The sequence below is a fragment of the Curtobacterium sp. B18 genome (assembly GCF_000333375.1).
GTDB lineage: Bacteria > Actinomycetota > Actinomycetes > Actinomycetales > Microbacteriaceae > Curtobacterium.
This window is the reverse complement of sequence record NZ_BACZ01000377.1, coordinates 1-10,854: the sequence shown is the minus strand read 5'-3', so window position 1 is coordinate 10,854 and position 10,854 is coordinate 1. Positions and strand designations below refer to the sequence as shown.

Below are 10,854 nucleotides of genomic sequence, written 5' to 3'. Positions count from 1 at the left end.
GGGCGCGCGATCGCGACGGTGCCGGTCATCGCTTCGGGAGGCGCGGGTCGGCTCGAGCACTTCGCCCCCGCGATCGACGCGGGTGCGGACGCCGTCCTCGCCGCCAGCGTCTTCCACCGTGGCGAGATGACCATCGGCGACGTGAAGGCCGCGCTGCGCGCGACCGGGCACGCCGTCCGCTGACCCGCCGCCGTAGGCTAGGAGTCTCATGACCGACAGCACCAGCACCAGCACGGACGCGGTCCTCGACCGCGCACGGTTCGGTGCGGACGGGCTGCTCCCCGCCGTCGTGCAAGAGGAGTCGTCGAAGGACGTCCTCATGCTCGGCTACATGGACCGGGAAGCCCTCCGCCGCACCCTCACCGAGGGACGGGTGACCTTCTGGTCGCGCTCCCGCAAGGAGTACTGGCGCAAGGGCGACACCTCGGGGCACGCGCAGTACGTGCGCGGCGCCGCGCTCGACTGCGACGCGGACACCCTGCTCGTCACGGTCGAGCAGGTCGGTGCGGCCTGCCACACCGGTGCCCACCGCTGCTTCGACGTCGACCCGCTCGACCCCGTGACGGCGTCCGCGCCCGCAGGCGGCGTGTCGGCACCCGCCGACGGCGGCGCCGCTCCCGCCGACGGCACGTCCGCTCCCGCCGGTGGGGCCGTGGAGGCGACCCGATGACGACCGCGACGCTCTCCGACACGCCGCACACGACCTCCCGTCCGGAGTTCGACGGCCTGCTGGACGGCCACCGCGTCGTCCCGGTCGTCCGTGCCCTCTACGCCGACAGCGAGACGCCGGTCGGCGTCTACCGCAAGCTCGCGGACGGCCGGCCCGGCACCTTCCTGCTCGAGTCGGCCGGGCAGGGCGGCCTCTGGTCGCGCTGGTCGTTCGTCGGCGTGCGCAGCTTCGGGGTGCTCACCCAGGACGACGACCGCGCGGCCTGGATCGACACCGGCATCCCGGCTTCCCGCGCGGTGGACTCGCTCGACGGCGAGCCGCTCGAGGTGCTCGCGCGCTTGCACGAGCGCTGGGCGACCCCGCGCATCCCCGGCACGCCGCCGCTCGTCGGCGGCACCGTCGGGTTCATCGGCTGGGAGGCCGTGCGCCAGCTCGAGCACCTGCCGAACGTGCCGCCGGCCGACTTCGACGTGCCGGGGCAGGCCCTCGCGTTCGTGTCCGAGCTCGCCGCGCTCGACCACCGCACCGGGCTCGTCCTGCTCGTCGCCAGCGTGCTGAACGACGGGGCCGACGACGCCGACACCATGTGGGCGGACGCGCAGGCCCGGCTCGACCGCATGCAGGGTGACCTCGTCCGACCCTCGCTCGCGACGGTCGCCGAGGCCTTCGACATCGCCGAGCCGACCCCGACGCACCGCTCCACCCCCGAGGACTACATGGCCGCGGTCGAGCGGTCGAAGGGCTTCATCCGCGACGGCGACGTCTTCCAGGTCGTCATCTCGCAGCGGTTCGACCACGAGGTCACCGCGGACCCGCTCGACGTCTACCGCGTGCTGCGGACGCTCAACCCGAGCCCGTACATGTACTTCCTGTCGCTCGCGGACACCGCCGACGAGCGGTTCTGGATCGTCGGCGCATCACCAGAGGCCCTCGTGAAGGTGCAGGCCGGTCGTGCCATCACCCACCCGATCGCCGGGTCGCGTCCGCGCGGTGCGACGCCCGAGTCGGACGTCCGCCTCGGCGAGGAGCTGCTCGAGGATCCCAAGGAGCGCGCCGAGCACCTGATGCTCGTCGACCTCGCGCGGAACGACCTGCAGAAGGTCTGCGAGCCCGGCACGGTCGCCGTGACCGAGTTCATGACGGTGGAGCGGTTCAGCCACATCATGCACCTGGTGTCGAGCGTCGAGGGTGCCGTGCGACCGGATGCGTCGGCGATCGACGTGTTCCGCGCGACGTTCCCGGCCGGCACCCTGTCCGGGGCGCCGAAGCCGCGGGCGCTGGAGATCATCGACGAGCTCGAGCCCGCCACGCGCGGCGCGTACGCCGGGGTCGTCGGGTACTTCGACTTCGCCGGCGACGCCGACCTCGCGATCGCGATCCGCAGCGCGCTCATCAAGGACGGCGTGGCACGGGTGCAGGCCGGGGCCGGGCTCGTGGCCGACTCCGACCCGGAGACCGAGCACATCGAGGCCGTGAACAAGGCCGCCGCGCCGCTGCGTGCCATCGCGACCGCGAACCGGATGCGCGGGGTGCACTCGTGAGGGCGCGGCGCTCCCGGCCGCTCGTCGTCGTCGCCGGCCTCGCCGTGGCCGGCATCATCATGCTCTCGTGGACCCAGACGTGGTTCACCGTGCACCTGCACCCGGGTGCCGCCGTCGCCGCGAAGGTCGACGCCGACGGTGCCGCGGCGGTGCCCCAGTACACCGCCCTGGCGATCGCCAGCCTCGCGCTCTTCCTCGCGATGACCATCGCCGGACGCGTCGTCCGGATCGTGCTGGCCGCCGTCGAGATCCTGCTCGGCGCCGGTGTCGTGGTGTCCGGGATCACCGCGCTGGCCGACCCGGTCGCCGCGGCGAAGGGTGCCGTGGGCGAGGTCGCCGGCGTGGCCGACCTGTCCGCCGTGCGCCGTGTCGTGTCGACCGTCGACGTGTCGGCGTGGCCGGCCGTCGGCATCGCGGGCGGCGTGCTCGCGGTGCTCCTCGGCGTCGTGGTGATGGTCGTGCAGCGGTCCTGGCCGGGACCGAGCCGCAAGTACGGCGCCGCGACCGCCGGAGCCGCGGCCGACGCGCGTGCCGCAGCACCCGTCGAACGGGACGCGGTCGTGGACTGGGACGACCTGAGCGCCGGTGTCGACCCGACGTCGGAACCGGTCGCCGGGCCGGACGACACGGCCGGGGCAGCAGCGGACGACACGGTAGGATCGAGGGGACGCCGGTCGAACGACGGCGCCGAAGCAGAACGAGGAGCACCGTGAGCAACACTGAGCCCGCAGAACTCGGCGAAGGCCACTCGCCGGCAGCCTGGACCGCCGTCGTGATCATGTTGATCGGATTCGCGGCCGGCACGCTGTTCTTCTGGTTCGACCAGCCGTGGGGCGTCTGGGCCTCCGCCGGCGTGGTGCTCATCGGCCTCATCGTCGGTGGCGTCATGAAGAAGGCGGGCTACGGCGTCGACGGTCCGAAGTTCGTCCCCAAGCACCACGCGGAGTAGGTCCGGCATGCCGAACGTGCTCGAGACCCTCGTCGCGGGCGCGCTCGAGGACGCCGCGGCCCGTCGCGTCGACCGTCCCTACTCGGACGTCGAACGTGACCTGGACCGCGTCGCGTCCCCGCTCGACGCCCTCGCGTTCCTGGCGCCCGGTGACCGGGTGAAGATCCTCGCCGAGGTCAAGCGCGCCAGCCCGTCCCGCGGGTCCATGGCCACCATCGAGGACCCCGCTGCCCTCGCCGCCGACTACGAACGCGGCGGCGCGTCGACCATCAGCGTGCTGACCGAGGGGCGCAAGTTCCTCGGCTCCCTCGCCGACCTCGAAGCGGTCAAGGCCCGCGTGGGCGTCCCCGTCCTCCGCAAGGACTTCATCGCCGATCCCTACCAGGTGATCGAGGCGCGAGCCGCCGGAGCGGACGTCGTGCTCCTGATCGTCGCGGCGCTCGAGCAGCAGCAGCTGGTCGAGCTCCACACCCTGGCCGAGGAACTCGGCATGCGGGTCCTGGTCGAGGCGCACTCGGCGGACGAGGTCGCACGCGGCCTGGACGCCGGCGCCCGGATCCTCGGGGTGAACGCCCGCGACCTCACCGACTTCTCGCTCGACCGCGACCTGTTCGGCTCGCTCGCCGACCGCATCCCCGACGGGGTCGTGCGCGTCGCCGAGTCCGCGGTCGCCGGCCCCGCCGACGTGGCGCACTACCGCGCCGCCGGAGCCGACGTCGTCCTCGTGGGGGAGGCGCTCGTGACGGGCGACGACCCCGCCGCCACACTCGCGTCGTTCATCCGAGCCGCCGACCGCGACTGACGACGACGACCGTCCCCGCCCGGCACTGCCGAGCACCCCGCCCGGCACCGCCGGGCATCCCGCCCGGTTCGCCGGGCACCCCGCCCGGTTCGCCGGGCCCGTCCCAGCCCGGTTCGCCGGGCGTGTCCCGGGAGACCCATCGTGACCTCACTCCGCGACCTGCACGGACCGTACTTCGGCGACTTCGGCGGGCGGTTCGTCCCCGAGTCGCTCGTCCTCGCGCTCGACGAACTCGAAGCGGCGTTCCGCGACGCCTGGGCGGACCCGGCGTTCCGGAAGGAACTCGACGACCTCCAGCGCGACTACACCGGACGTCCGTCGATCATCACCGAGGTGCCCCGGTTCGCCAAGCACGCCGGCGGTGCCCGGGTCATCCTCAAGCGTGAGGACCTCAACCACACCGGCTCGCACAAGATCAACAACGTGCTCGGGCAGGCGCTCGTGGCGAAGCGGCTCGGCAAGACGCGCCTCATCGCCGAGACCGGCGCCGGCCAGCACGGGGTCGCGACGGCCACCGCGGCGGCGCTGTTCGGGATGGACTGCGTCGTGTACATGGGCGCCGTCGACACCGAGCGACAGGCGCTGAACGTCGCCCGCATGCGACTGCTCGGCGCCGAGGTGGTCCCGGTCGAGACCGGCTCGCGCACCCTGAAGGACGCCATCAACGACGCGCTGCGCGACTGGGTCGCGAACGTCGACTCGACGCACTACCTGCTCGGGACCGTCGCCGGGCCGCACCCGTTCCCCGAGATGGTGCGCGAGTTCCACAAGGTGATCGGCGAAGAGGCACGGCAGCAGGTCCTCGACCTCGTCGGACGCCTGCCCGACGCCGTCGCCGCGTGCGTCGGCGGCGGCTCGAACGCGATGGGGATCTTCGAGGCGTTCCTCGACGACGAGTCCGTGGCGCTGCACGGCTTCGAGGCCGGTGGCGAGGGTGTCGAGACCGGTCGGCACGCCGCCAGCATCACGCTCGGCCGCGAGGGTGTCCTGCAGGGCACGAAGTCCTACCTCATGCAGGACGAGGACGGCCAGACCATCGAGAGCCACAGCATCTCCGCCGGGCTCGACTACCCGAGCGTCGGACCCGAGCACGCCTACCTGGCCTCGATCGGGCGGGCGAAGTACTCGCCGATCACCGACACCGAGGCGATGGAGGCGTTCCGGCTGCTCAGCCAGACCGAGGGCATCATCCCGGCGATCGAGTCGTCGCACGCCCTCGCCGGCGCGATGCAGCTCGGCAAGGAGCTCGGCCCCGAGGGCGTCATCCTCGTGAACCTGTCCGGCCGGGGTGACAAGGACGTCGCGTCCGCCAGTCGCTACTTCGGCATCCTCGACGAGAACGCGGTGCAGCTGTGACCACGACCAAGACCGTCGCGACGACGATCGACACCGCCAACGCCGAACGCGCCGGAGCCGTCGTCGGCTACCTGCCGGCCGGCTACCCCGACCTGCAGACGAGCGTCGACGCCGCCGTGGCCCTGGCCGAGAACGGCGTCGACGTCATCGAGCTCGGGCTGCCGTACTCCGACCCGGTGATGGACGGTCCGGTCATCCAGCGGGCGGCGGAGGAGAGCCTCGCCGGCGGCTTCCGCGTGGCGCAGGTGTTCGATGCCGTGCACCAGATCACCGAACGTGCCGACGTGCCCGTCCTCGTGATGACCTACTGGAACCCGGTGCTCCGGTACGGCGTGGAGCGGTTCGCCGACGACCTCGTCGCCTCCGGTGCCTCCGGGCTCATCACCCCGGACCTCATCCCCGACGAGGGCCGCACCTGGATCGACGCGTCCGAGCGCACCGGCCTCGACCGCGTGTTCCTCGCCGCGCCGTCCTCGACCGACCACCGGATGCGGCAGGCCGTCGAGGCGAGCCGCGGGTTCGTCTACGCCGTGTCGACGATGGGCGTGACCGGCGCCCGCGTCGGCGTCGACGTCGCCGCCCGCACCGTCGTGTCCCGGCTCCGCGAGGCCGGCGTCGACCGCACCTGCGTCGGCCTCGGCATCTCGACGGCGGAGCAGGTCCGCGAGGTCCTCGAGTACGCCGACGGCGCGATCATCGGGTCCGCCTTCGTGCGGGCCCTCGCCGACCTCGGGGTGCAGGGCGTCGCCGACCGGGCGGCCGACCTCACCTCCGGCGCGACGCGCCGCTGACCGTCCAGGAGGCGCGGTGCCGGCCGTCCCGTCGGCCCACCCGCACCGCGGCGCGGGACCTGACGTGTCCGGCTCGCACCGCGCCTCCCGACGGTCACAGTTTCCACAGGACCGCTCCCTCGGTTCCTGCCGCACGCACGTCCCGCGCTACAGTGAGCGGGGCCGACGGCACGTCGGTACCGCGCCCAGCCAGCACCGAAAGGCGACAGCACCTCCATGCCCCTCCTGAGCATCCCGAGCCCGAGCACCGCGTGGCAGTACTTCGACCTGACCGCCTGGCTGCGCGACGTGTTCGGCTGGTCGCTGCCGCTCGACTTCCGCATCCACGCGTACGCGATCTGCATCCTGCTCGGCATCGTCGCCGCCGTGGTCCTCGCGAACCGCCGGCTCAACGCGCGCGGCGTCGAACGCTGGATCATCATCGACATCGCGATCTGGGCGGTCCCGGCCGGCATCATCGGCGGACGGCTGTTCCACGTGTTCACGCACGTCAGCGACTACTTCGGCGCCGGGCGTGACCCGCTCTCCTTCCTCTACGTCTGGGAAGGCGGGCTCGCCATCTTCGGTGCGCTCATCCTCGGGTCGGTCGGCGCCTGGATCGGCTGCCGCCAGGTCGGGCTCCGCTTCACCGCCTTCATCGACGCCGTCGTCCCGGGCGTGCTGCTCGCCCAGGCGTTCGGGCGGCTCGGCAACTACTTCAACCACGAGCTGTTCGGCATGCCGACCAGCCTGCCCTGGGGGCTCCAGATCGAGTCGTCGAACGCGGCGTTCCCGAAGGGGCTGCCCGAGGGCACGCTGTTCCACCCGACGTTCCTCTACGAGATCATCTGGAACGTCGTCGGCGTCGTCGTCATCCTCCTGCTCGACAAGAAGTTCCGTCTGCAGTGGGGCAAGGTCCTGTCGCTCTACCTCATCTGGTACGGCATCGGCCGTTCGGTGCTCGAGTCCATCCGCGTCGACACGAGCGAGACGTTCTTCGGCATCCGGACGAACGTGTGGATGTCCTTCGCGGCGATCCTGCTCGGCATCATCATCTTCCTCGTGCAGTCGCGGCGGCACCTCGGCCAGGAGCCGAGCCCGTACCTGCCCGGTCGCGAGCCGCGCGCGAAGTCCGGGGTAGACTCGGACGACACCTGGTCGGAGCACGACGACGACGCTCCGGCGGCCGTCACCGAATCCGATCCGGTCACCAGCAGCACCGCTGGCCGCGCGTAGGAAGCACCCCTCCTGCGTGACCGATCCCGGATCGGTACCGCGTGCCAGCAGCACCACCCTGGACCCGCCACGAGCTGGTCCGACTCCTCGCACGCCGCCAGGGCAACTCACTGTCGGCGGGCACGGGCACCAGTCCCGCCCACTGCGGGCGGAACGCACCACCGGGCCACCGCTGTCCCTGTTCCACTTCCTCGTGAGGACGGTTCCCCATGGCGCTCCAGCCACCCCAGTCCCCGGCGGCACTCCAGCCGCCGCACCGTCGGTTCTCCGCGATCCCGGACGCCGCCGGCATGTACGACCCGGCGAACGAGAAGGACGCGTGCGGCCTGGCCATGGTCGCCACGCTCCGCGGCACCGCGGGGCACGACATCGTCGACGCCGCCCTCGGTGCGCTGCGCAACCTCGAACACCGCGGTGCGGTGGGTTCGGACGCCGGGACCGGTGACGGCGCGGGCATCCTCTGCCAGGTGCCGGACGACTTCTTCCGTGCCGTGGCGCCGTTCGAGCTGCCGGCCGCGGGGGAGTACGCGGTGGGGACCGCCTACCTGCCGGTCAACGAGGACGACCGTCACGCGGCGAAGGGCGCCGTGGAGCGCCTGGCCCGTGAAGAGGGCCTGCGTGTCATCGGCTGGCGCGAGGTGCCCGTCCGTCCCGAGGTGCTCGGCACCCTGGCACGTGCAGCGATGCCCGCGTTCGAGCAGCTCTTCGTCGCCTCGATCCGCCACGACGTGCACGGCGCGTCCTGGAGCGGTGTCGCGCTCGACCGTCAGCCCTTCCGCCTCCGCAAGCGTGCCGAGCACGACAGCGAGGTGTACTTCATGTCGCTGTCGAGCCGGACCATGGTCTACAAGGGCATGGTCACGACGCTCCAGCTCGAGCCGTTCTACCCGGACCTCAGCGACGACCGCTTCGCGTCGAAGCTCGCCATCGTGCACTCCCGGTACTCGACGAACACGTTCCCGTCGTGGCCGCTCGCCCAGCCGTTCCGGACACTCGCGCACAACGGTGAGATCAACACCGTCCGCGGCAACCGGAACTGGATGCGCGCCCGCCAGTCCCAGCTCCAGAGCGAGCTCCTCGGGGACATGGCACCGCTGCTGCCGATCGTCAGCCCCGGTGCGAGCGACTCGGCGTCCTTCGACGAGGTGCTCGAGCTCCTGACGCTCACCGGCCGGTCGCTGCCGCACGCGGTCTCGATGATGGTGCCGGAAGCGTGGGAGAACCAGACGGGGATGGACCCCGAGCTCCGCGCGTTCTACGAGTACCACTCGATGCTCATGGAGCCGTGGGACGGACCCGCCGCCATCACGTTCACGGACGGCACGCTGGTCGGCGCGACGCTCGACCGCAACGGCCTGCGTCCCGGCCGCTTCCTCGTGACCGACGACGGTCTCATCGTGATGGGGTCCGAGACCGGTGTCATCGACGTGCCCGCCGACAAGGTGGTCCGCAAGGGCCGTCTGCGTCCCGGCCGGATGTTCCTCGTCGACACCGAGGCGGGCCGCATCATCGAGGACGACGAGGTCAAGCGCGAGCTGGCGACCTCCGGTCCGTGGGGCGAGTGGCTCGACGGCGGGCGGATCAACCTCGCCGACCTGCCCGACCGCGAGCACATCGTGCACACGCCGGCGTCCGTGACCCGTCGTCAGCGCGCCTTCGGCTACACCGAGGAAGAGGTCCGCATCCTGCTGCGTCCGATGGCGCAGACCGGGGCGGAGCCGCTCGGTGCGATGGGGTCGGACACGCCGATCGCGGTGCTGTCCCAGCGGCCCCGCCTGCTCTTCGACTACTTCACGCAGCAGTTCGCGCAGGTGACGAACCCGCCGCTCGACTCGATCCGCGAACAGGTCATCACCTCGATGGGCATGGGCCTCGGGCCGGAGCGCAACCTGCTCACCGCCGGTCCCGAGCACGCGAAGCAGATCACGCTCGACTTCCCGGTGATCGACAACGACGAGCTCGCGAAGATCCAGCACTTCGAGACCGAGTCCGGTCGGCACCTGACCGTCACGATCAAGGGCCTGTACCGCGTCGACGCCGGCAAGAAGGCCATGCAGAAGCGGATCGCCGCCGTCTGCGACGAGGTCGACGCCGCGATCGAGTCGGGCAAGCAGTTCATCGTGCTGTCCGACCGTGACGGCAACGCCGAGCAGGCCCCGGTTCCGAGCCTGCTGCTGCTCGCCGCGGTCCACCACCACCTCATCCGCACCGAGCAGCGCATGAAGGTCGGGCTCATCGTCGAGGCCGGCGACGTGCGCGAGGTCCACCACGTCGCGACCCTCATCGGCTACGGCGCCTCGGCGATCAACCCGTACCTGGCGATGGAGACCTGCGAGATCCTGGTCCGCCAGGGCATGATCACCGGCATCACCCCGGAGCAGGCCGTCAAGAACGTGATCAAGGCGCTCGGCAAGGGCGTCCTGAAGATCATGTCGAAGATGGGCATCTCGACGGTGTCGAGCTACGCCGGAGCGCAGGCCTTCGAGGCCGTCGGGCTCAGCCAGGAGTTCGTCGACCGGTACTTCACGGGGACGTCCTCGATCCTCGGGGGTGTCGGCATCGAGGTCATCGCCAAGGAGAACGCCGAGCGGCACGCCCAGGCCTACCCGCAGGACGGCGCGGTGCTCTCCCACGAGCGCCTGCAGACCGGCGGCGAGTACCAGTGGCGTCGGGAAGGCCCGCCGCACCTCTTCAACCCGGACACGGTCTTCCGGCTGCAGCACGCCACGCGCTCGCGCCGGTACGACATCTTCCGCGATTACTCGCAGGCCGTCGACGACCAGTCCGAGCAGCTCATGACCCTCCGCGGCCTGTTCCGGTTCGCGCAGGGCGCCCGCAAGCCGGTCCCGCTCGACGAGGTCGAGCCGATCGAGTCGATCGTGAAGCGGTTCAACACCGGTGCGATGTCCTACGGGTCGATCTCGAAGGAAGCGCACGAGACCCTCGCGATCGCGATGAACCGGCTGGGCGGTCGGTCCAACACGGGTGAGGGCGGCGAGGACGTCGACCGCCTGCTCGACCCCGAGCGTCGCAGCGCGATCAAGCAGGTCGCGTCCGGGCGCTTCGGCGTCACGAGCATGTACCTGACGCACGCGACCGACATCCAGCTGAAGATGGCGCAGGGTGCGAAGCCGGGCGAGGGCGGGCAGCTGCCCCCGACCAAGGTCTACCCGTGGGTGGCCCGCACCCGGCACGCGACCGCCGGTGTCGGCCTGATCTCGCCACCGCCGCACCACGACATCTACTCGATCGAGGACCTCAAGCAGCTGATCTTCGACGTGAAGCGGGCGAACCCGTCCGCACGCGTCCACGTGAAGCTCGTCAGCCAGTCGGGCATCGGCGCCGTCGCCGCCGGTGTGACGAAGGCCCTCGCCGACGTCGTCCTGGTCTCCGGGCACGACGGTGGTACGGGCGCTTCGCCGCTGAACTCGCTCAAGCACGCCGGCACTCCGTGGGAGATCGGCCTCGCCGAGACGCAGCAGACGCTCATGCTGAACGGCATGCGCGACCGCGTCGTCGTGCAGGTGGAC

10 protein-coding genes are annotated in these 10,854 nt (G+C 71.5%); all 10 read left to right on the top strand.

All coding sequences use genetic code 11. The annotated features are described in order from the left end of the window. Positions 1–183: HisA/HisF-related TIM barrel protein (locus I5E_RS10460; protein WP_031262168.1), on the top strand; the 183-nt coding region annotated here is incomplete at its 5' end. Positions 184–208: 25 nt separating this feature from the next. Beyond that, the gene (gene hisI / locus I5E_RS10455; protein ID WP_022906933.1) at positions 209–670 is read left to right on the top strand and encodes a phosphoribosyl-AMP cyclohydrolase; all 462 of its coding nucleotides are present in this window, start codon (positions 209–211) and stop codon (positions 668–670) included. Beyond that, positions 667–2,211, top strand: coding sequence for an anthranilate synthase component I (locus I5E_RS10450; protein ID WP_022906932.1), 1,545 nt, complete (start codon positions 667–669; stop codon positions 2,209–2,211). Before hisI ends, I5E_RS10450 begins: the two co-directional genes overlap by 4 nt. Beyond that, positions 2,208–2,924, top strand: coding sequence for a Trp biosynthesis-associated membrane protein (locus tag I5E_RS10445; protein ID WP_022906931.1), 717 nt, complete (start codon positions 2,208–2,210; stop codon positions 2,922–2,924). Before I5E_RS10450 ends, I5E_RS10445 begins: the two co-directional genes overlap by 4 nt. Continuing rightward, on the top strand, positions 2,921–3,160 hold the full coding sequence (locus I5E_RS10440; RefSeq protein ID WP_022906930.1) for an HGxxPAAW family protein: 240 nt from the start codon (positions 2,921–2,923) through the stop codon (positions 3,158–3,160). Before I5E_RS10445 ends, I5E_RS10440 begins: the two co-directional genes overlap by 4 nt. A 16-nt stretch (positions 3,161–3,176) precedes the next feature. Next, complete coding sequence (gene trpC, locus I5E_RS10435) at positions 3,177–3,962, top strand: indole-3-glycerol phosphate synthase TrpC (protein WP_031262166.1); 786 nt, start codon at positions 3,177–3,179, stop codon at positions 3,960–3,962. A 141-nt stretch (positions 3,963–4,103) separates the two neighbouring features. Continuing rightward, a complete protein-coding gene (gene trpB, locus I5E_RS10430; RefSeq protein ID WP_022906928.1) occupies positions 4,104–5,318 on the top strand; it encodes a tryptophan synthase subunit beta in 1,215 nt (404 codons plus the stop codon). Beyond that, entirely contained in the window at positions 5,315–6,109 is a 795-nt protein-coding gene (gene trpA, locus I5E_RS10425) for a tryptophan synthase subunit alpha (RefSeq protein ID WP_022906927.1), read from the top strand. The genes trpB and trpA overlap by 4 nt, the downstream gene beginning before the upstream one ends. 216 nt (positions 6,110–6,325) lie before the next feature. Then, positions 6,326–7,324, top strand: coding sequence for a prolipoprotein diacylglyceryl transferase (gene lgt, locus I5E_RS10420; protein ID WP_022906926.1), 999 nt, complete (start codon positions 6,326–6,328; stop codon positions 7,322–7,324). Positions 7,325–7,614: 290 nt separating this feature from the next. Then, the coding region (gene gltB, locus I5E_RS10415) for a glutamate synthase large subunit (protein ID WP_042723765.1) at positions 7,615–10,854 on the top strand (3,240 nt) is incomplete at its 3' end.

Coding starts and splice junctions, on each gene's coding strand:
- hisI (WP_022906933.1), top strand. CDS start 209: ATGACCGACAGCACCAGCACCAGCACGGACGCGGTCCTCGACCGCGCA.
- I5E_RS10450 (WP_022906932.1), top strand. CDS start 667: ATGACGACCGCGACGCTCTCCGACACGCCGCACACGACCTCCCGTCCG.
- lgt (WP_022906926.1), top strand. CDS start 6,326: ATGCCCCTCCTGAGCATCCCGAGCCCGAGCACCGCGTGGCAGTACTTC.